This is a genomic window from Bacillus sp. RIT 809 (assembly GCF_016892495.1).
In the GTDB taxonomy this organism is placed as follows: Bacteria; Bacillota; Bacilli; order Bacillales; family Bacillaceae_G; genus Bacillus_A; species Bacillus_A cereus_U.
This window is the reverse complement of sequence record NZ_JAFEMR010000002.1, coordinates 133688-155331: the sequence shown is the minus strand read 5'-3', so window position 1 is coordinate 155331 and position 21644 is coordinate 133688. Positions and strand designations below refer to the sequence as shown.

Here is a 21644-nt window from a genome sequence, read left to right as displayed (position 1 = left end):
AAGGAAATTCCTTCAATACTCACTTAATTTGTTTACGTTAAAAGACATATCACCACCTTGATCAAATTAGCTAAACATATAATTAGGCAACCTAATTATATGTTTAAATAAAAAAGTTGACTCTCACAATCAACTTTTTTATCTACCTTCTCCTAATTTCACCTGCATAGTTACTTGCATTTTATTTAATAGCTTCTCTAAAAATTGACGCTCTTCTTGATTAAAGTCATCAACTAACGAAGCGCAAGATAACCAAAAAGTTGGTAAAGAATGCGTAACTAGTTCTTTTCCTTTTGAAGTAATTTTCACCTTTAATCTTCTTCGATCTTCAGAATGATGGAATCTGACGATTAACTCTCGTTTCTCCATCCAATCTAATAAGCCAGTGACAGAAGCACGTGTAATCCCTAATCGACTCGCAATATCCGAAGGACTCATGTTCACTTCTTCCCCATTCGATTCCATTTCACGCAAAATAAATAACAGTAAAAAATCTAATTTACTTTCCGAAATACCAAGCGGAGCTAAATCTACGTCAACAGCATCAAGAACATTATCAGACGTCCATAACATTAACAAACCAAGTTTTGCTGCGATTGGATCCGTATCCGCTGATGCTGTCTTTTTTATTAACTCTGCATAAGGCTCAATCCCTAAAGGAAGAGCACCTTTTTTTGAATCCATTCATTTTCACTCTCCTTCCTTTCATTTAATTAGCTTACCTAACTACTTTTCATTATACTCATTTCCTTCCTTTTATTGCAAGAATATTATTAGACAAAAAAATCCTGTTATTAAACAGGCTCTCTCTGCACTGGCTAGCTATTATTTTTAAATAATACGAAACTCTTTTAAAGCAAAAGCAATACCACCTTCGCTCGCCTTCTTTGTAACAAAATCAGCTTTTGTTTTTAACTCTTCTCCACCATTCCCCATCGCAATTCCTAAACCTACATACTGTAACATCTCAATATCATTTCCACCGTCACCAAAAGCAATTGCTTCTGATTTACAAATTTCCAGATGTTCCAATACCTTTTGAATTGCAGTTAGCTTCGATACTTTATTATCTTCCAACACATTCATAACGTAACCATGAAAACGTTCAAACGTAAGTGCTGGATATCTTTCAAAGAATTTTTGAGCTTCTGTTTCATCAGCATACAGACATACACAATAAATCTCTTCTGACAAGTTTCTAACTTTGTCAGGATACCGCTCTAAATTTAACGTTTCATTTAATGCTCGTATTACACGTTCGTCTTTTGAGGCAATACCATTCATTACAAATTCTTCTGTAAAATAAGAAACACTGTGACCATGTAATTCAGCGAAATTTGAAATGTCATGAACAATTTCAATTGAAAGTACCGATTTATGTATAACTTCATCAGCACATTTTATATGTGCACCATTTGCAGAAATAAACGTATTTATGCCCAGTTCTTTAAATTGTGAGCATAAACTATATGGTCTCCCAGTTGTAACAACGACGTGAATTCCTTTATCTATTAACCTTTGTATCGCTTCTTTTGTACTTTCGTGCATACTTCTATCAATCTCACTTAAAAGAGTACCGTCAACATCGAAAAATACAACTTTGTACATATCCTCTTACAATCCATCCAAATGATTTGTATCATTTATAAAATGAACAGTTTTCTGTTTATCCGTAAGTTCAATCAAACTAATACCCGTATCTCCCATTTTAAAATAATAGTCCATGCTAATTGGCATTTGGAAAAATGCTCGTAAAATACTATTTATTACACCACCGTGTGCAATAATTGCAATTCGGTCATATGTATTCTCTGTCACGATTTTAGAAAAGATTCCTTCTATTCTCATTCTAAATTCAATAAATGATTCCCCGTTTTCAAACCGATCATGAAGAAACTTTGGCTCTGGATATTTTTTTGCTTCCTCAAATGATAACCCTGCTTGTACCCCATTATTAAACTCCATTAATTCCTCTTCTAATTGAATTGGGCACTGAATCGCTTCAGCTAATGTTTCAGCCGTTTCTCGAGCACGTTTTAATGTGCTTGCCCAAATGAAATCTGGTGGAAAGTCCGCTTTCACTTTCTGTACAAGTCTTTGTACTTGCTGTCTTCCCTTTTCTGTTAATTCAAAGTCAGCTCGACCTTCATGTACATTTAAAATATCAGCTTCTGATTCACCGTGACGTATTAATAGTATTTGCATGTCTATCCCACTCCTTGTTTAATATTCACAAAATTCTATTATATCATATTTTAGGATTTCAAAAATAAAAAAGGAACGGTTTCCCGTTCCTCACCCATTCACTTTCTCTGCATCATTCCAATAATACTTACTAAACGCTTCCGTTAACACATCAATTGTGTTATATAATTCATCTAACGTATTATCAACACCACCAACTTCAATTAACATTGCGTTTTTAGATAAGTCTTGATTATAAACGCCATTTCCATCTTTTTTATACTTCGGAAAAATCCCTCTACTTAATCCGTAATAGTTTTCATCTAAATAACTATTGATTGCCCTTGCAATTTGTTCATTTTCAGCACGCCCTTCATTTTCCATCCCAATTATAAAATATAATCTTGCATACGATTTCCCGTTAATTACTTTTGTTGTTACCTTCTTCCGCTGATCATCACGGTGTATATCAATCGGAAACGCAATTTTATTATTTTGTGCTAATGTTTCTTTTACATATCCATGAGACGCTTTATATGATTGCGGCCATTTCCATTTTTTACTTGCTAATAAATCCCCCATATTCGTTTTATCATGAATTACCGGAATTCCTTGTCCTTCAAGTTGTTCTTTCATACGTTTCCCTAGTAAGGACACATTTACATCCGGACTTGATGGATCGGTAGCCCCTGGTAATAACGGAAAGAAGGATTCCCAGCTATGTGTATGATAAATGTATACTGCGCTTTCTCCTTTTTTCGTTCCGTTCTTTTTCTGCACTGGATTTTTCTTTTCTGCTTCTGTAACTTTATCTTTTGCTACTTCTCGCTCTTTCGTTACTTCTTCAATCGGTACACTAGATTCATTTGGAATATTCGTAAAGTTTGTCCCTTCCCCAGCTACGATAATATTCGAGTAATACTTTGACATACCAGGTACTTCTTTCCCGACAAATGTTCTTAAATCTTTTATTTTCAAATCTGTCGCAATAGAGAACATTAAATTCCCAACTGATTCTCGTTTATTTTGCTTAAAATAATCAAATCCATAATAGCGATTCTCACTTTCTATCATTTGAATAAAACCTTGCATAGATACTTTTCCAAACCATTGATTCGCATAATTCGATTTCATTGTATGTAAAAGTGACGTCAAAATCGACGCAATAATAATTACTATTAGTGCATATAGAAAGAGTAACGAAACTAGTTTTTTCCCATGTATACGAGTAGCATACTTTTTCACTGTATCACCTTCTTTATACATGGATATGTACAAGCCTTTCGCAATATACGCACAAAAAAGAGAAATGGCATCCCATTTCTCTTCCTCACTCTGATAGTTATTTTTCTGTATCTGACGAAGGTAATTTCTTCGCTTGTTTCTCTTTAAAAATTTCCCCAATAGCACCAAGAGTACCAAGTGTTTCAATTGCATTAGACGGAATAAAGACTTTATTTGCTGGTCCTTTTGCAACCTCAATCAATGATTCAAATGATTTATAAGCAAGTACGCGCTCATCTAAATCTGCTGCGCGAAGTAATTCAATTCGATTTTGTTCTGCTTTTGCGATTTCCTCAATCGCTCTTGCTTCCCCTTGCGCTTCTAATTCTTTTGCTTCTTTTAAACCTTCAGCTTCTCGAATACGCGCTTCTTTATCCCCTTCAGCCATTAAAATTTTACTTTGTTTTTCCCCTTCAGCACGAAGGACTTTATCTTGTTTCGCTGCTTCAGCTTCTAAAATGATCGCACGTTTATTACGTTCTGCTTTCATTTGTTTTTCCATTGATACTTGCACATCTTTTGGTGGGTTAATATCGACTATTTCGACACGCTCAATACGAACGCCCCATTTTTCTGTCGCTTCATCAAGTGCTAAACGAATTTCTGTTGAAATTTTTTCACGACCTGATAATGTTTCATCAAGCTCCATTTTACCAATAATTTGTCGCATTGTTGCAGATGTAATATTACGAACACCATATTCATAGTTTGAAATACCATATGTCGCAAGCTCTGGTTCAACAATTTGATAGAAAATAATTGTATCAATTTCTACTTGTACATTATCTTTCGTAATTACCTTTTGTGGTGGTACATTCGTTTGTTGAATACGCAAATCATGATATACACGAACACGATCTACAATTGGGATTAAAATATTTAATCCTGGGTGCATAATCCGTTGAAATTTACCAAACCTTTCAACAACCCCAACTTTTTGCTGCGAAATAATTTTAATCGTCAATGCAATAAATACAACGACAATCAATGCGAAAATAATCGTTAACGTTAATGCTACTGCCATATTTATTCACTCTCCTTTTTCACTTGTAAAATAGTACTATGCCTCTTTATAACAACGACTTTTTCTCCAGCATCAATAGGAGTATCCGAAATAGCTGTCCAAGTATCTCCATCCACTTTCACAATACCGTTCACTTCACTTGTAATCGCTTGCATAACAATTCCATTTTTACCAACCAGTTTATCTACTGTATCAGTAAAACCTTTTGCTTCTCGAAAGTTTTTTGAAATTCTTTTCGTAAAGAAAGTCAATGTTAAACTTACAATCGCCCCAACAACAACTTGTAAGAATAGTGCATCAGGAGCAAACAAAGCAATAAGACCTCCGACAACAGCTCCAATTCCAAGCCAAAGCATGTAAAAAGTAATCGACAACATTTCTGCAATAAATAAAATACCCGCTATTATAAACCAAATCACCCATCCAGCCATATGCAACCCTCACTTTCTTTCTCATTTTCTATATGTATATGAAGAAAAGAATGGTTTATCCGCCCTTTCTCATAGAGGGGCGTTTGCTACAAGCTATTATATATATTCGCTGTTACAACAAGCATTAATAAAATACTATATTAATATATTCTTCATTATACATGAAAATTCCTTTCAAAAAATGACAAAAAATTTAATTGTTTCAAAAATATATTTTTCAGATTATAATTTTAAAAATATTATTGATTTGAAGATGGGATTCTTATTGCCGAAACGTTCACTAGCTTACTATTTAGGCTCCAAAATATGTATTACCCTCGCTGACATTGTATATCTATATCACAACTAAATCAGCTACAATTACCGATATTTTCGGTGTTCGTACTATTTATATCATCGCTTCTTTTCTTATTTTATGTTCTGCTTGTTTGTCTTTTCGTTTATTAAAGCATCAGAGATTGCAAAAGAAAGAGATTTCTATTTAACATATTGTATCTAAGTGATTTATTTCTTATATAAGACTTCCAACTACATAGTCCAATGAATTTATATCAACGATTCGATATGAGATATCGATTCATCAACAGAAATCGACAATACTTTTAGCTATTAATAAGAGAAGGCCGGCCTCCATAAATCCATTTCAGGCAACCTTCTCTCGTTTCTATTTACGATAAGTTGGGAATCTTCCTATGTTTTGTCGCTTGTTCAAAAGCGTATGCTAGTTTAATTAATATTCCTTCACTAAAAGCAGTACTTGCAATCGTAATTCCAAAAGGTCTCCCGCTTTCCATATATCCCGCAGGTATTGCTATAGATGGGTACCCAGCTTTTGCACATATTGTAGAGCCTATATAGGAAGGGAACAGTATCGCATCAAGATCGTATTTTTTTAATGCAAAATCAATTCCTTGTTTTTGCGAAAAATATATATCTTCTAATCTTGCGTTTAAATATTCTGGATTTCTTAACGTATTAGGAAAATCTTTTCTTCTTTCTAACTTAGTTTGTCCATATTTCAAAGCTCTTTCTGCTATGTTTTTATTAAACTCCATTAACTCCGAAATAGAATGCACTGGAATAGTAGAAGGTAATTTAGAAAGATAGTTATCCAAGCTGTGCTTCAGCTCATAAAGTGGAACTCCCCAACTCCATTCCCTATGAAAAGACGGAATATCAATATCTTCTACTACTGTCGCTCCCTCACTACGTAATACTTGGATCGTTTCCTCAAACAATTTTTCATCGTACTCACCATTTTCGTAATAATCTTTTGGAGCATTGCTATAAACACCGATCTTCGCTCCCTTTAAACCATTAGCATCAAGATAAGATGTATAATCTTGATATGCCATGCCTTCACTTTTATAAGTAGCTACATCTTTTTCATCCACTCCAGTTAAACTCCCTAGTAAAATAGCCGCATCTGTTACCTTTCTAGCAAACGGACCGGCTGTATCTTGAGAATATGTGAACGGAATAATTCCTCTACGGCTAATTAAACCAACTGTCGGTTTAATACCTACTACAGAGTTTTGAACAGCTGGACTTAAAATAGAAGCATCTGTCTCTGTTCCAACGGATAATACAGTAAAGTTAGCAGCAACTGCAACGGCAGATCCTGTACTCGATCCACCAACAAACATATCATCCTTTCCTGTGCCGTAAGGATTTATCGTTTGACCGCCTCTAGCACTATATCCAGCCCACATTTCAAAAGACATTCCATTTGCTAACTCTGTCATATTTGCTTTTCCTATTATCACTGCTCCTGCTGCACGCAGTTTTTTAACAAGAAATGCATCTTGATTACTAACATTATGCTCAAGAGCAATTGTCCCTGCACTTGTATGCATAGAATCACTTGTTTCAATATTGTCCTTCAGTAATACAGGGATACCGTGCAATGGACCTCTTATACCTTTTGTCTTTCTTTCATGATCTAGCGCTTCTGCAATAAAGATAGCATCTGGGTTGATTTCTAAAATAGAATTGAGTTTCGGACCATCTTGGTCATACTTTGCGATTCTATGAAGATAATACATGACTAATTCTTTTGAAGTTAACTTCCCATTTTCCATTGCGATTTGTATATCATGAATTGTTAATTCTTTTTGCAATAATGTATTGAACTGAATTTCCATTTTCATTCTCCTTTTATAAGCCCTTTTATATATGACGTATATCTATTACTTTTTCATTTTCTCCGCTCCTCGCATAAACAACTACAATCCCTTTAAAGGACTTCAACTTACCAGTTTAAAAACCTTTAATTTCCAGAGAAATAAAAAGAGTCTGAAACGAATTCAATATCGCCTCAGACTCTTTTTATTATTTTACATATACCTCTTCTAGCAAATGTAAAAACTCTCCTTGTTTACCTGCTAATTCAGGGCATTTGTTAATATCAATCCACTCATAACAAAATACCAAACCTTTGTCTTCCTCACCAGCACTTACTATATGTTCCCACGTATCTTTCACATCTGTTAATAATGAAATGTGGAAAAAATGACGTTTTTGATATTCTTTTTTTTCTTTCATATAAATAATGTAATCAGATAGGAAGCGCTCGATACAAAAATGGCGTAGTCCTGACTCTTCTTGCACTTCACGTAAAATTGCTGCCTCTAACGTTTCCCCTTCATCTACTGTCCCACCTGGCACTTGGATACCAGCCTCTCGTATATCACGATGTTTAAAAACGAGTAGTTGCATAACCCCTTCTTTTTCTCTCGTAATATATGCATGTACCTTTTTCTTATATAACATCGTCATCTTAGCCCTCTCCCCTCAATTCATTATTGCGTTACTTCTTCAAGCGTCAGTTGGTTTTCATATAAATATGTAGCTTGCGGATTCCCAACATACCGTACATGCCACGGTTCATAACGATAGCCGGTAATCCCTTCTTTCTCTTTCGTATATCGAATGACAAAACCAAACTTATGGGCATTTTCAGAAAGCCACTTTCCTTCTTTCGTCTCCCCAAAAACAGTTTCTAACTGAAATTTAGCAGATTGAGATGTAATATCCATAGCTAGTCCTGTTTGATGTTCACTCGTACCAGGGACTGCACTAGACATCGCTGTCTTTGCTTCTCCATCTTGTTTTTTATACATTGTATTTAATGCTTTTTGTCGATCAAAAGATCTAAATCCAGAGACTGCAAAAAGGAAAATCCGCTCATTATCGGCTTGCTGAATCATTTCCTCAAGTGCCACCGCTGCCTCTTTCCTCATCTTTTTCTTCTCCTGATCACCTTCACTAGAATAACGTACTTTCGGAACAACTAAATCTGGCGGTCTATACCCATCTGGTAAACGCCTATTTTTATTCACAAGTACAAGCATCGAATTTGGATTACTAATGACTGCGATATCCCCATCCATATTAGCAATCGTTTCTTTTGCTTTCGGAAATATATTGTTTACATTTACTTCCCGCGCCTCTTGCTCCTTGTACATCTTATAATTTATTCCCGCTACTCCAATGATCAGTATCATTGCTACGGTACCAAGTAGTGCCCATCTTTTTTTCATATAACGACCTCTTATTTTAATAATTTGGCCATTTCATACTCATCGATACCTTTTCCATCGATGATAAGAGCAGATTTTTTGACACCTTCTTGCGCAAATCCAATTTTGCTATATAGTGCCTGAGCTCTTGTATTGTGGGCCATTACCGTTAATTCTAAACGCCATACATCATGTAATCTTGCCCACTTCTCTACTTCTTTAAACAAACTCGTTCCAATACCTCGGCCACTATACTCTTGCAAAATACCAATTACAATGCCTGCCACATGTCTCTTTCTTTGAACATCATTACCATTAGCTAAAATAAATCCAATTACTCTATCATCTTCAACTGCTACAAATATTGTCGCATATTCATTTTCTATAAAACGGTGGACCATCTTTTCTTGTTGCTCTACTGTAGTTTTTCGTTCTCCTGGTTCGTATAACATAAATTTCGTTTCTTCGTCTAATTGCTTACTTAATTGTAAAAATGATGCTGCATCTTCTACTCTAATCTCTCGTATCATCTTGATCCCCTATCCATTCTGTTAGTTTAAAATTTTCCTTGTAAAAACATTTTCTCCACTATTCTGAAAATTCCTTTCTAAATTTCTTACTATAAATAGACAAATTTCGATATTACTATAATAATAGGTAATTATGTCTATAATGTGACATGTCTTTCTACCTATAGATTATGAATAAAAAAAACGTAAGCTTCTCGCTTACGTTTTTCCCGTATTAACGGGTATCCCGATTGATGAGGGCTAATTAAATTCCCACTTTATCCATTCACTTTTTCCGCTTGCCAAAAATACCCTCCAAATGCTTTAGCAAGAACATCAATCGATCTATTTAATTCTTCATCTGTATTATCTACACCACCAACTTCAATTAAAATCGCTTGTCCCGATAAGTCTTGATTATAGACTCCATTTCCTGTTTGGAACCCTTTTTGAATGACACCACGGCTTACTCCTGGATATTTCTTATTAATTTCCTCATGAAGAGCTGTTGCTAATTGTAAGTTCTTTTCATAATTTTTATTTCCTTTCCCTATTACAAAAGCAAGCTTTGCATAGGATTTATCTCCAATTGTTTTTGTCGTGACATTTTTCCGTGCACTATCACGGTGCAAATCGAAAAAATATTGGAGTTCTTTATTACCAGCCATCGCTTCTTGTACAATTTCCCGTGACAGTTTATAAGAACTATTACTGTTTAATCCTTTACTTATTAATTTTTGACCAACATCAGTTTTATCGTTAGTAGCACCGATCCCTTCACTTTCTAACTGTTCACGCAATCGATCGCCAACTATTGAAATATTCGTTACAGAACTCGTTGCTTTATTTGGATTTGGATCATTCGTTAAGTTGAGTAACGGCAAATAAGATTCCCAGCTATGTGAATGATAAATCAATGCAACTTGTCTTTTTCCCGTCGTTTGAGATGGTTGTTTCTTCTCTTTATTCGGATCAGACTTAGGAACTTGTCCAGCTTCTCCAGTCCGTTCCTTCACTACTTCTTCAAGAGGAACGCTCGACTCTATCGGTAAGTTGGAGTAATTTGTTCCTTCACCTGCTATAACGATTTCTGTATCATATTTCCCAAATCCCGGAAGTTCTTTCCCGACAAAACTACGTACATCATCAAAACGAATATTCGTAGCCATCGAAAAGAGGAATGAAGAAATAGAAAAGTCTTGATTCAAATTCCGGTATTCCTGTGTAAAATAATGATTCTCTTTCCCAATAACGTACATGTAACCATTCATTGATAACTCATTTAACCAATTATATAAATACGTTGACTTTGTCTCTTTCATGGAAGTTACCATTACACTAATAAGAAAGAAAGTCGCTAATACCGTAGTAATAACAAATATAATTAACTTGCGTACACTTGTTAATTTCACGTAAAAAAAGCCTCGATTCATACTATCACCCTCTCTATTTCAAGTTATGTACAAGCTCTAGAGAATAGACCGCTTAAATTCCGGCTATATTGTTAATGAGGTGAAATGAATTGAAGCTACTAATAGGAACATTACCAATCGTCTTATCATTTATTTTTTATTTGTTTGCTTTACATCCTAAAATTCGTATTACGCTACATATTTTCGCATACTTAGCACTGTATGTACTCGGGACAATTATTTCTATTAATATATATGATGTTTTAATACAAAATTTAGTTTTCATGACAAGCATTCATGGAATTTTACTAAATCCACTTTTTCTACTTGCAGGAGCATATATAGGGGTATACACTTTGTACTTAATTTTGTCTCAAATTATTATGAAACTAATGAATTCCAAAAATGGAGTGTAACGAAATGCGGCCACCATTCATCTGTCATACATGCAAAAAAAGAATTGTACGAAAGAAAGATATCATTACCACTACGCGGTACTTCCGTTTTTATTTATTTCACAACTGTTGTTTTAAACAGCAACAACTGTTCGCCTCGTGTTTTATCCCTATGAATACACTTTTGAGTTTCTTTCTTATTACATATGGGCTTATTGTAGGCAGCATTCTTATGTTCACAGAACCCTCTATTATTTGGCTTATTTTTTTGCTTCCTATTTTATATCGGTTTCTGTCATATTATTATATTGAACGTTTTTTCTGTAAATAACTAGTAGACTGACCTCTAGGAATACTTAAACATTCCCAATCATTTTCTTTTAACATTTTGCCAATGTAAATGATTTGTCCAATATGTAAAGCATAATGAGAAATTTGCCTTTCGATCGCTTGCATTACAGTGTGCTCTTCTCCGCGAATGTATACTTTCTGCAAAACCTTCTCTGGCGTTACATTATCCAAAGCTCGAAAAACATAATCCCACCCTTCTTGCCACGCTGCAAGAGCTTCTTGTTTTGAATTGTAGCCGCCTTCAAATTCACCATCTCGATTACGATCTGTTTTTTCACCATCAGACGTTAAAAAATCCGTCCATCTTGAACGCATATTACCATGCAAATGCTTAATAATAATCGCAATACTATTTGTCTCCTCATGAGAAGACCACATTATCTGTTCATAAGATAATTGAGAAAGTACTCGTTCTCCTTGGTTTTGTGTTGCTTTGAAATTCGAAATTGCACATTTTAAATACTCTCGTCCAATATCCAAATTAACACCTACCTTCACACTAACTAATTTTCGTTCCATTCGGTAGTTCCATATTAGGCTGAAGTAAAACAACATCGTCAGCTTCAGGAACTCCGCCAAGTACAAGCACTTCCGATTTAAATCCTGCCACACGCTTTGGTGGAAAATTCACTATAGCAACGACTTGTTGACCGATCAAATCTTCTGGATTGTATCTTTTCGTAATTTGAGCACTTGATTGCTTAATCCCTAACTCTCCAAAATCAATTTCTAACTTAATTGCAGGAATCCTTGCTTCTTTAAATTCCTCCGCCTTTCTTACCGTCCCAATACGCAAATCCAAAGTTAAAAAATCTTCAAAACTAGCCATTTTATCAATCCTCCCAATTATTACTTAGACGAAACATAAAAATCCCCTTTAAAAAAAGAAAGGCGCCTAGGCACCTTTCTTTTGTAACTCACTTGATTCATTTGATTTATAGAAGAAGAAACCGAGAACCCCGCCAACACATGCTGGGATTAACCATCCTATTCCTTCTTTATATAATGGTAACATTTGTAGTACATTTGAAATTGCGTCAATTTTTATGTTCGCACTTTCTAAGCCATTAAATAAACTAATCGACAATGCACCTAATATTGCACCAATATAAATTGTATTACGCTTTCCAATCCATTTATGGAAATACGAAAGTACAATTAATACAATTGCAACTGGATAAATGATCATTAACACTGGTAAAGTTACTGCGATTAATTGTGTCAATCCTAAGTTAGATACAATTAAACTAAATACACATACTATTGTTACAATCGTTTTATGTGAAAATTTCGGGAATAAGTTTGAAAAGAACCCTGCACAGGCAGATGCTAATCCAACCGAAGTCGTTAAACAAGCAAGTGTAATAACAAGTCCTAATAAAATTTTCCCACTCGTTCCATACAACTCATTTACAACATTCGTTAAAATAAGACCACCGTTCTCTGAAACACCAAGTGATGTACTCGTTGAACCTAGATAAGCAAGTGATAAATATATTAACGTTAAACCTATTACAGCAATTACTCCTGATACGACTGTTATTTTTGCGATTTGTCCGCTCTCTTTTATTCCTTTTGAGCGAATAACTTGTACAACAACAATTCCAAATACAAGAGCACTAATTGCATCCATCGTTAAATACCCTTGAATAAACCCACCAAAGAAAGCATTTTCTTTATAAGCAGCGAGTGGTGCAGCCGGTGTTCCAATCGGATCAATAATTGCCTTTCCGACAATAACAGCAACAATTAATACTAACAACGGTGTGAGAAACTTTCCAAACCAATCAACTAATTTAGATGGATTTAATGATAAATACCACGTTATTCCGAAGAAAACTATAGTGTAAAGGAATAGCATGTACCATTCTGAAACCATTGCTTCTGATAAAAACGGCTTCATTCCCATTTCAAATGAAACAGCTCCAGTACGCGGGATCGCAAAGAATGGTCCAATTGCTAAATAACTAACCAGTGGAAAAACAAACGCAAATATAGGGTGAACTCTAGAAGATAGCGCTTTCAAGTCCCCCTCTACAAACGCGACAGCTGTGACAGCTAATAGGGGAAGTCCGACTCCCGTTACAAGGAATCCAATTGTAGCAATCCAAACATTTTCTCCTGCTTGTTGACCTAAAACTGGTGGAAAAATTAAATTTCCTGCTCCTAAAAATAATGCAAATAACATTAAACCGATTGCTAGCGTATCACCTGGCCTTAATCGTCCCTTCATCTCTTTCATTTGCATAGCACTTTTTCATTGTTTTTCTCTATTCTCACAATATGCTATGCATCCTCCTCTCCGTTCATAATCATAAAGTATGCCCCTTACAAAGCAATGTCCTTCTCCATAATTTCTCCATTCCCCTTTTAATTACTCTAAATAATAAATTTTGATTTTTTTGAAAATTTAAGTCATTAGAGTGTTATGACGTGGAGTTTAGTTGTCAGACCTCTTTGTTTTTATCACACATATAGTAACATATTTGGCTGAAAAATAAAAACATATTTTTAAATAGAATTTTTTGAAAATCAAAATTATCCACGCATACCTCCTTTATTTATTCTATTACACAAATATTTTTAGAAATTTACGATTTTTATACTTTATTATATTTGAATATCTTTATACAAAAGAAAGTGAAAGCCATCCAAAAAATAAGATGGCTTTTACTTGTTACTCTATCGTTTCAACTTCACGTGGATTCTTCATCTCTTCAACATACACAACTCTAAATCCATGATCTTCTAAATCTTTTAGCAATGTTTCTAATTCACTATCTTCAAACTCTTCTCCCAATGTAAACATAATTCTACGTACTAATAAAGCATCATTATCAAAAGTCATTAAGCTTTGAATACCCGTGTATTTCTTTAGCACTGTCGATAATTTTTGAATGGCCCCATTATAATCTTGTGTTCCAATCATGACAGAATATTTACTAGAATGGACTCCCCATGCATCTTCTAATAGTTCAAAAACTTTTTTATGAGTTAAAATACCAAGGAAGACCCCTTTTTCATCAACTACTGATAAATACGGTAATTTTTTAATTGTAAAAAATACTTTAAAGAAGGAAGAGTCTTCTCTCACGTACCCATTTTTATCGTTCAATAATTGTAATACATCATCTTCAAGTGAACCTTTATATTCTAAAATATCTACTTTGTATACATTCCCTAAAAACTTCTCTTTTTTTTCATCTAAAACTGGTACACAACGATACCCCGTTTTATTTAAATGCTCCAGCGCTTCCCCTATCGTAATTGAACTTGAGCAGAACAAAACTTCCCTCTTTGGCACATAATTCCCTTTAATCCTCATAAAAAGCCTCCTTATGCTAAAATACTTTCTGTGCCATAACTATATTATATTTTCAGAAAAAAATAAATATATTATTTTATTTTTCTGAAAATTATTCATTTTTCTGTCATAATTTATTCATTAATCATACACTTGTTTAAAGTGAAACCTTAATAAGTGGGGATTTTTCCACCCCATTTATTATTAGCCTTCACCAATCGGGCTTTTATGGGCAGTTGATCTCCCCACCTAACTTCTACGCATTCGCCAAATTTTGAGGTGGAGTCTACTGCCCGTTAAAGCGGGATAATCTCAGTATAGTATATTCTCTCTAACTTACTTCGAGAAAAATGTGTTGTAACTTCATCCGAAAAAAGTTAAAATAAGAATAAGAATTTTCTGAATATTCAAAGAGTAGGTGATTGAATGTCCTTATTGCGCTCACATATATGTAAATTTATAGCCGGTATTTTGATTATTTTTGTCATAAGTCCTCTTCCAGCATTATTCATTACACATAATTATTCCTACTTAACTGGATTTGTAAGCATTTTCCATAATTTAGTGCAGTCTTCTTCCATTTCAATTCCAACAATTGATTGGATGCATGAACCTATCCTTTTCTCAGCAAATCAGCTTATACATACACAAAATATAATACATACCTCTAACCATTCGTCACCACTGTTCCCCTACATATGGGAAATATATTTTTTATCGATCGTTCGTTTCACATTCACTCTTGTAATCGGTTTCTTTATAAGTCTAGGAATTGGCCATCTATTTTTAAAAGCACCAAACTCATTAAAAAAGTGTAGTTCTTTATTTCGCTGGATACCGTATTCTTTTGGCACTGTGATATTACAATGTTTAGTCCTATTATCACTTCTCTACATCGCGAAATTCATAAAGTTTCCTTTCTTCTCCTCTTTTATCATCGTATGTAGCACTTCTATGATAATCGTTATGCAAGCAATTAAAAAATGGCTACCGTTCTTAAATACTACTAATGAATACGAAATAAAAAATTCATCTTTCCTTGTTGATACGTTATTTATTGCGCTTACTTCCAATCATAAATCTATTTTGAGTTCCATTATTCTTTCATTCGTTTTTATGGAATGTATTTTTCATACAAATGGACTATTACAATTTATCGTCCAATTTGGCAAAAATGCACCTATAGTTGTCACAATTGGTTTATTACTACTTTATATTCCATATAGCATCTTATCGTTTCTCCAAGCTTTATGGACAACAAACTACGCTAAACAGAACACGTATACTTTAACTAGAAGTATTTCGAAACCATAACATAGAATAACCGTCTACCTAAATTAAAAGTAGACGGTTATTCCTATTATATAGAGGACAAAATAACAGCAAATTAAAAAACTACTATTAAAACCTACCATTATTTACCCATTTTCTTTGACTAATCTTTTCATTTAGATTTATTATAAAAGTATAACATAATTGCAGGAGGTGACATCTTTATTCCAAAGTAGGAATAAAGAACACACTTGGACATATTAAATATTTTTCTCATCTTTATACTTATCCTTATTTCTGGTTTTTTCGTTGCTTCAGAATTCGCTGTCGTAAAAGTACGAAAAAGTCGAATTGACCAGCTTGCTAATGAAGGTAATAAACAAGCATTAGCTGCAAGAAGCGTCTTATCTAATTTAGATGTTTATTTATCTGCTTGTCAGCTCGGTATTACTATCACTTCTTTAGGACTTGGTTGGCTTGGTGAACCAACTGTAGAGCATTTATTACGACCACTATTTGAAAGAATCAATATTACTGGAACAATGGCTAACACGCTATCCTTTATTATTGCTTTTAGTGTGATTACTTTTTTCCATGTTGTATTAGGCGAGTTAGTTCCTAAGTCTTTCGCAATCCAAAAAGCTGAAGCAATCACATTAAAATTTGCAAAACCGCTTATTTTGTTTGATAAAATTATGTATCCATTCATTTGGTTACTGAATAGTTCAGCTGTATTTTTCACTAAATTATTAGGTTTAGAACCTGCAAAAGAAAATGAACTTGCTCATTCCGAAGAAGAACTACGACTCATTTTAGGTGAAAGCTATAAAAGCGGCGAAATTAATCAAACCGAATATAAATATGTAAATAATATTTTTGAATTTGATGATCGTGTTGCTAAAGAAATTATGGTACCTAGAACTGAAATGGTTTGTTTATCTACTGAAAATACGTTAGAAGAAAATATGAAAATCGTTGCAACTGAAAAGTATACACGTTATCCTATTATTGAAAAGGATAAAGATGATATTATCGGAATGATAAATACGAAAGAGATTTTTCATAATCAAACAAAAGGCATTTACAAACCACTTGATGCTTACATACATCCTGTTTTAACTGTATTTGAAACAGTTCCCATTCGTAAAACGTTAATACACCTCCAAAAGAACCGCGTACAAATGGCGATTGTTATGGATGAATACGGTGGAACTGCTGGCCTTTTAACGATGGAGGATATTCTTGAAGAAATTATCGGAGAAATTCAAGATGAATTTGACGCAGACGAATCACCAATGATTGAAAAGCGTACTCCTAAGCTTACTGTTTTAGATGGGAAAGTACTCATTTCTGAAGTAAATGATATGTTTGGCCTACATATCGATGAAAGTGATTTAGATACAATTGGTGGTTGGCTTCTCTCTCAATCAATTGATTTAAATATTGAGGCTGGCTATTCAGTTGAATATGATGGTTTTCAATTTAAAGCATTAGAACTTGATGGGCATCAAATTAAAAAGATTGCTGTACATAAATTAGATACTACAAAGGAGTTATAAAGTGACTGTTTTACTAACAATTTGTATCATTTCTTGTTTCATTGTTTCATTTCTTGCCTTTATTTACCCCATTATTCCTGGCATCCTTGCCGTATGGGCTGGCTATTTCATTTATCATTTTGGAATAAATGGCGGAGAGTTAACGACATCTTTTTGGATTATTCAAGTCATTTTTACACTCTTCATTTTCGTTGCTGACTTTATTGCAAATGGATACTTCCTAAAAAAATACGGAAGTACAAAATCGGGCGAACGTGTTGGTATGGTTTCTATCATTGTCGGATCGTTCTTCTTCCCACCATTCGGGCTTATTATCATACCGTTCTTATCTGTATTTATTACGGAACTAATGCATAAAAAGGCGCCAAAAGACGCCCTTTTAGTCGGAATTGCAACTGTAGTCGGTTTTTTAAGTAGTACAGTTGCCAAAGCCATTCTCCAAATCATTATGATTATCATCTTTGTATGCTATATCATTTTTTAGCCATCCCTATTTTGGGATGGTTTTTTAATATGAAATACCTACTCGGCTTTTCTCGTATAAGCTTTTATTACGTAAACTCCATGCAAAATGAGCTGTATCACCAACTGTGATTTTCGATCCATCTGTTGGCAACATATCTTTTTCAGTTCGATATACACCTGTTACATCACCATCTATTAAATGCGTCGGACAAACAACAGTCCAACATAAATTACTGTTATGTAGTGCTTTATAAGCAGCTAAGTGATCTTCCGCAGCTGTTGTCATTTTTCTTTTCGATTCTTTTGATTGGAAACGATATATATTGGGATTTGTTCGCGCTTGTAAAATACCAGCAGTTCCTATTGTAACAATTTTCTTTATGCCCTCTTCTTCCATTTGCTTTATAATAATCGGTAAACTCTTCTCTAACGTCCCATTCCGATCAGTTCCAAGAGCACTAATTACAATATCACATCCTTTAATCGCTTCCTTTATATCATTTCCGTTTAACACATTTCCCTCTATAATATGTAACCTTTCATGCTCTATTTCTACTTTACTCAAATCACGAACTAATACCGTCACTTCATATGAATCATGTAATGCCAATTTCATAATGTGTGACCCTACTCTACCTGTCGCTCCTAATATACATACTTTCATTTACTTTCTCCTTTTCAATTCTTTCTCTCTATTTTTCCGCAAAACTTACAAATACGCAACAAAAAAGCTCCCTCATATATGTGAGGAAGCTCTATTATCCATTTATCCCGCTATTTGCGGGCAGTAAGACTCCCACCTCAAAATCCGGCGACCGCGAGGGAGTTAGGTGGGAGATCAACTGCCCGTAAAAGCCCGATTGGTGAAGGCTAATAATCAGTGAGGGATGGACAAAACCCCCACTGATTAAAGTTTCACTTTATTTCTTTTCTTTTGAATCTGAAGACTTATCTGTTCCGCTTGTTTCTTTATCTTTCTTTTCATCTTGCTTTGTTGTTGTGTCATCCTCTTTCTTTTTATCCTCATCTTTACTACAACCTACCATTAATAAAGAACTTGCAAGTGCCATAGCAGTTAATGACTTAACCCATTTGTTCATTTGCGTTTCCTCCCTTTGATAGAATATGTACAATCCCATATTACTCTTTATTTTTAAAGGAAAGATTTAAAAATAGTAAAGATACAGTAAACTTTTGTAAATTTTCGGATAACATAACCAATCTTTAATCCCCCCTCTAATTAGACATAAAAAAACTAAGGCGCCTTTCATTCCACCTTAGCTTTTCACGCGAATTTTTCGTTTTCATATAAATGTTTAATTTTATATTCCTTCTTCACAACATATTGCCAAACACTATAAGCATAACGATTCATTTTCACAAAACAATTTTCCAAGAAAGAACGAAACTCTGGGTTCGCAACTTCCACTGCCACTTGAGCAAACTTTAATGCCAATCGTTTCAAATGTGTAATATAACAAATAGCAATCCCCATATCCCCTGTATATTCATTATCTGTTTCCCTATCCATTTCAGTAAATTCCGGCCACATTTGTTTACAAGTTATATGCTGTACATTTTCTCCTTCTTGAAAATTTACTTGTTCATTATATGCTTGCAACATATACGGTAAATGATGCTTTAAAATATCCTTTAATTCTTCATCTCGAACCTTGCCCGTGTACTCTCCAACTTTATATATAAGTGTGTAACTATATGTCATCAATTCTTTCATACAATCCATTAAAGCGCCTCCCTTCCTATTTTCCATCTATATACTATAAATATGATGCAATAACATTCGCTATTCTTCCTAGAAACCAATCCCAGCGACTAATTTTCTCAAAATCTTCTTCTGAAAATCGTTTTGACTTATGAAAGTCTTCTTTTAGTCGATTCCAGACATCAGCAACGACTGTCTTATCATATATGACACAGTTTGATTCGTTATTTAAATAGAAGCTTCTATTATCAAAATTCGCTGTACCGATATCAACGATGTCCTCATCAATGATTGTTACTTTCCCATGAAAAAATCCATTTCGATATTGATAAATCTCCGCTCCAGCATCTAACATGTCTTTCAAATAAGGATAGGCAGCCTGTTTTAACAATACGGCATCACTTTTAAAGGGAACGAGAATTTTCACACGGACACCACGATTTAATGCATCTTTCAGTCCTTTTACCATTTCTTTACTCGGTACAAAATATGGTGTAGCAATAATTAAGGAGTGTTTTGCCTTCTTTAATAGTGCCCCGTACTTCCGCCATAAGCCTTTTCCATTCGAAAATATATATTGATATTTTACATTTCCTTGTGCCGGCAACTCTTGATGTATAAGGAATTTCTCTCCCGTATCTTCTTGCCAATCTTCCGCAAACTTCCGTTCCATATCAGTAGCTCCATTCCCTTCGATGCGTACATGATAATCACGCCACGGACCAAATTTAGGATCCTGCCCAAGATATTCCTTTCCGATATTGAAGCCACCAATGTATGAAACTTTCCCATCTATAGTAACAATGCGTCTATGATTACGTTGATGCAAAGAATAAAATAAGTTTTTTAATTTAAGTTTTTTACTAAATGTAAATTTCACGCCTTTTTCTTTTAATTGATTAATTATCTTTTTCTTGAGCTTATATCCACCTATACGGTCTACTGACAATTTCACATCTACTCCGCTAGATGCTTTTTTCTCTAACAATTGTAAGAATTCTTTGCTTACTTCATCTTTACCTACAATATAAAAATGAATATATACATTCTTTTCTGCACGATTTATATTCTCAAATAAACTTCTATATAACTCATCACCGTTCGTATATAATTGAAAATCCCCTGATCGAATTTTTTCTAATTCATATCCACTAGCCATTTTCTTCCCCATTTCCACATCAACGTTCATCCATATGAATACACCTATAAAACAAATTATTACAATTAAAAAGTGCTTCATGGATACGTTCCTTTCTCTAACTACAGTTATTCCTATATCTTTCCTTTTTTTAAACATTATCATACAAAAAAATATGTCATTGCATGATATACGTCCATATCAAACAAGAGCTCATCTGCATATTGTATGTTGTATCTTAAAATAAAAGGAGGAAATAACAATGGGCTTCGCACATGGTAATGGATTTGCGCTACTAGTCGTATTATTTATCCTCTTAATTATCGTCGGTGCTGCTTGCTTCTGCTAAGCAGTTATTGTAATACGATATGGGGATGAAAAAACTATAAAAGCGGACACCTATTTTTAGGTGTCCGCTTTTCATTTCATAAAATCCCCTAGCCCATTACAAAAATAGTACCACTAGGAAAGTATTTCACATCAAAAAGTTAGCAGTGTAGCTACCTTCTTACTCTCCGCCTTACGAATATGACGCTGTTCTGCACGTAACACAGCAATTCGATGCAATTCTTTCTCCTCTTCTGTCTCAGGGATAACACGAGGTACAGGGACTGGATTATTCTCCTTGCTCAGCGCAACAAAAGTAACGAATGAAGTTGCTGCTACACGTTTTTCACCTGAAATTAAATCTTCTGCTACTACTTTCACAAATATCTCCATAGAAGTTCTTCCCGTCCAAATTACGAAAGATTCATAGCTAACACAATCTGAAGAACGTACTGGGTATAAGAAATCTACCCAATCCATAGACGCTGTGACACATTCCATTCTCGAGTGTCTCGTCGCTGAAATTGAAGCAACCATATCCATCTCCGCCAATATCTTTCCACCAAATAGCGTGTTATGATCATTTAAATCTGTTGGAAATACTCGACTCGTTTTAAAAACTCTTGATTCATTAGCTGTTTTACCCTTTACTTCAGTCATTATTATCACCCCTTTAATTATATATCCCTAATATCCAAACATTTACTACATCTCATGAACTACACGTTTAATATTAACAATTTTT

Annotated in this window: 26 protein-coding genes and 1 pseudogene; 7 read left to right on the top strand and 20 right to left on the bottom strand. The window is 34.3% G+C overall.

Translation table 11 applies throughout. From position 1 onward, the window contains the following. Positions 1-138: 138 nt before the first annotated feature. From JTF23_RS03090 to JTF23_RS03065, 6 genes are all read right to left on the bottom strand, one after another. Positions 139-684, bottom strand: coding sequence for a MarR family winged helix-turn-helix transcriptional regulator (locus JTF23_RS03090; protein ID WP_204208075.1), 546 nt, complete (start codon positions 682-684; stop codon positions 139-141). A 147-nt stretch (positions 685-831) separates the two neighbouring features. Then, on the bottom strand, positions 832-1608 hold the full coding sequence (locus JTF23_RS03085; protein WP_204208074.1) for a Cof-type HAD-IIB family hydrolase: 777 nt from the start codon (positions 1606-1608) through the stop codon (positions 832-834). Between the two features lie 6 nt (positions 1609-1614). Next, the gene (locus JTF23_RS03080) at positions 1615-2205 is read right to left on the bottom strand and encodes a histidine phosphatase family protein (RefSeq protein WP_204208073.1); all 591 of its coding nucleotides are present in this window, start codon (positions 2203-2205) and stop codon (positions 1615-1617) included. A 90-nt stretch (positions 2206-2295) separates the two neighbouring features. Next, the gene (gene spoIIP / locus JTF23_RS03075; protein ID WP_307839134.1) at positions 2296-3429 is read right to left on the bottom strand and encodes a stage II sporulation protein P; all 1134 of its coding nucleotides are present in this window, start codon (positions 3427-3429) and stop codon (positions 2296-2298) included. A 97-nt stretch (positions 3430-3526) separates the two neighbouring features. Continuing rightward, entirely contained in the window at positions 3527-4492 is a 966-nt protein-coding gene (locus JTF23_RS03070) for an SPFH domain-containing protein (RefSeq protein ID WP_002158136.1), read from the bottom strand. Between the two features lie 2 nt (positions 4493-4494). Beyond that, positions 4495-4923 carry an NfeD family protein gene (locus JTF23_RS03065; RefSeq protein WP_002158137.1) on the bottom strand — a complete coding sequence of 143 codons (429 nt, stop codon included), beginning with the start codon at positions 4921-4923 and terminating at the stop codon, positions 4495-4497. A 359-nt stretch (positions 4924-5282) separates the two neighbouring features. On the opposite strand from JTF23_RS03065, the pseudogene JTF23_RS03060 reads away from it, so the two are divergent. Continuing rightward, a pseudogene (locus JTF23_RS03060) lies at positions 5283-5408 on the top strand (MFS transporter); the annotation flags it as partial. 183 nt (positions 5409-5591) lie between these two features. Here the strand turns inward: JTF23_RS03060 and JTF23_RS03055 are convergent. The 5 genes from JTF23_RS03055 to spoIIP (JTF23_RS03035) all read right to left on the bottom strand — a co-directional run bounded on the left by JTF23_RS03055 (position 5592) and on the right by spoIIP (JTF23_RS03035) (position 10386). Then, a complete protein-coding gene (locus JTF23_RS03055) occupies positions 5592-7067 on the bottom strand; it encodes an amidase family protein (protein ID WP_204208071.1) in 1476 nt (491 codons plus the stop codon). 187 nt (positions 7068-7254) lie between these two features. Then, a complete protein-coding gene (locus tag JTF23_RS03050; RefSeq protein WP_002200751.1) occupies positions 7255-7701 on the bottom strand; it encodes an NUDIX hydrolase in 447 nt (148 codons plus the stop codon). Between the two features lie 23 nt (positions 7702-7724). After that, a complete protein-coding gene (locus JTF23_RS03045) occupies positions 7725-8465 on the bottom strand; it encodes a M15 family metallopeptidase (protein WP_002200752.1) in 741 nt (246 codons plus the stop codon). Positions 8466-8476: 11 nt separating this feature from the next. Continuing rightward, positions 8477-8974 carry a GNAT family N-acetyltransferase gene (locus JTF23_RS03040; protein ID WP_002202264.1) on the bottom strand — a complete coding sequence of 166 codons (498 nt, stop codon included), beginning with the start codon at positions 8972-8974 and terminating at the stop codon, positions 8477-8479. Between the two features lie 257 nt (positions 8975-9231). Beyond that, a complete protein-coding gene (spoIIP, locus tag JTF23_RS03035) occupies positions 9232-10386 on the bottom strand; it encodes a stage II sporulation protein P (RefSeq protein ID WP_204208070.1) in 1155 nt (384 codons plus the stop codon). 89 nt (positions 10387-10475) lie between these two features. Between spoIIP (JTF23_RS03035) and JTF23_RS03030 the strand changes: the two genes are divergently transcribed. Together JTF23_RS03030 and JTF23_RS27665 are read left to right on the top strand one after the other, a co-directional pair. Beyond that, positions 10476-10781: a hypothetical protein gene (locus JTF23_RS03030; protein ID WP_204208069.1), complete on the top strand. Its 306-nt coding sequence runs from the start codon at positions 10476-10478 to the stop codon at positions 10779-10781. 4 nt (positions 10782-10785) lie between these two features. Then, positions 10786-11091: a permease gene (locus tag JTF23_RS27665; RefSeq protein WP_252187990.1), complete on the top strand. Its 306-nt coding sequence runs from the start codon at positions 10786-10788 to the stop codon at positions 11089-11091. Here JTF23_RS27665 and JTF23_RS03025 read toward each other — a convergent pair. The 4 genes from JTF23_RS03025 to cbpA all read right to left on the bottom strand — a co-directional run bounded on the left by JTF23_RS03025 (position 11064) and on the right by cbpA (position 14436). Next, complete coding sequence (locus JTF23_RS03025; protein ID WP_204208068.1) at positions 11064-11630, bottom strand: DUF1572 domain-containing protein; 567 nt, start codon at positions 11628-11630, stop codon at positions 11064-11066. The two genes, JTF23_RS27665 and JTF23_RS03025, sit on opposite strands and share 28 nt — an antisense overlap. Beyond that, the gene (gene csaA, locus JTF23_RS03020; RefSeq protein WP_002158147.1) at positions 11611-11940 is read right to left on the bottom strand and encodes a chaperone CsaA; all 330 of its coding nucleotides are present in this window, start codon (positions 11938-11940) and stop codon (positions 11611-11613) included. The genes JTF23_RS03025 and csaA overlap by 20 nt, the downstream gene beginning before the upstream one ends. Before the next feature lie 66 nt (positions 11941-12006). Further along, positions 12007-13344 carry a branched-chain amino acid transport system II carrier protein BrnQ4 gene (gene brnQ4, locus JTF23_RS03015; protein ID WP_483862067.1) on the bottom strand — a complete coding sequence of 446 codons (1338 nt, stop codon included), beginning with the start codon at positions 13342-13344 and terminating at the stop codon, positions 12007-12009. 444 nt (positions 13345-13788) lie between these two features. Beyond that, positions 13789-14436, bottom strand: coding sequence for a cyclic di-AMP binding protein CbpA (cbpA, locus tag JTF23_RS03010; protein WP_204208066.1), 648 nt, complete (start codon positions 14434-14436; stop codon positions 13789-13791). Positions 14437-14841: 405 nt separating this feature from the next. On the opposite strand from cbpA, the gene JTF23_RS03005 reads away from it, so the two are divergent. The 3 genes from JTF23_RS03005 (at position 14842) to JTF23_RS02995 (ending at position 17730) form a co-directional block, all read left to right on the top strand. After that, positions 14842-15729, top strand: coding sequence for a hypothetical protein (locus JTF23_RS03005; protein ID WP_204208065.1), 888 nt, complete (start codon positions 14842-14844; stop codon positions 15727-15729). A gap of 209 nt (positions 15730-15938) precedes the next feature. Beyond that, complete coding sequence (locus tag JTF23_RS03000) at positions 15939-17246, top strand: hemolysin family protein (RefSeq protein WP_002200762.1); 1308 nt, start codon at positions 15939-15941, stop codon at positions 17244-17246. A gap of 1 nt (position 17247) precedes the next feature. Beyond that, entirely contained in the window at positions 17248-17730 is a 483-nt protein-coding gene (locus JTF23_RS02995; RefSeq protein WP_204208064.1) for a DUF456 domain-containing protein, read from the top strand. Between the two features lie 24 nt (positions 17731-17754). Here the strand turns inward: JTF23_RS02995 and JTF23_RS02990 are convergent, their stop codons facing one another. From JTF23_RS02990 to cls, 4 genes are all read right to left on the bottom strand, one after another. Further along, positions 17755-18375 (bottom strand): NAD(P)-dependent oxidoreductase, encoded by a 621-nt coding sequence (locus JTF23_RS02990; protein WP_204208063.1) that lies wholly within the window; start codon positions 18373-18375, stop codon positions 17755-17757. A 256-nt stretch (positions 18376-18631) separates the two neighbouring features. Then, complete coding sequence (locus tag JTF23_RS02985) at positions 18632-18811, bottom strand: hypothetical protein (protein WP_002148549.1); 180 nt, start codon at positions 18809-18811, stop codon at positions 18632-18634. 185 nt (positions 18812-18996) lie between these two features. Continuing rightward, positions 18997-19455: a spore coat protein gene (locus tag JTF23_RS02980; protein WP_204208062.1), complete on the bottom strand. Its 459-nt coding sequence runs from the start codon at positions 19453-19455 to the stop codon at positions 18997-18999. A 34-nt stretch (positions 19456-19489) separates the two neighbouring features. After that, complete coding sequence (cls, locus tag JTF23_RS02975; RefSeq protein WP_204208061.1) at positions 19490-20674, bottom strand: cardiolipin synthase; 1185 nt, start codon at positions 20672-20674, stop codon at positions 19490-19492. 160 nt (positions 20675-20834) lie between these two features. On the opposite strand from cls, the gene JTF23_RS02970 reads away from it, so the two are divergent. Continuing rightward, complete coding sequence (locus JTF23_RS02970) at positions 20835-20921, top strand: YjcZ family sporulation protein (protein ID WP_000505094.1); 87 nt, start codon at positions 20835-20837, stop codon at positions 20919-20921. 131 nt (positions 20922-21052) lie between these two features. Here the strand turns inward: JTF23_RS02970 and JTF23_RS02965 are convergent, their stop codons facing one another. Further along, positions 21053-21559, bottom strand: a complete 507-nt coding sequence (locus JTF23_RS02965) for an acyl-CoA thioesterase (protein ID WP_002200764.1) — start codon at positions 21557-21559, stop codon at positions 21053-21055. Positions 21560-21644: the final 85 nt, after the last annotated feature.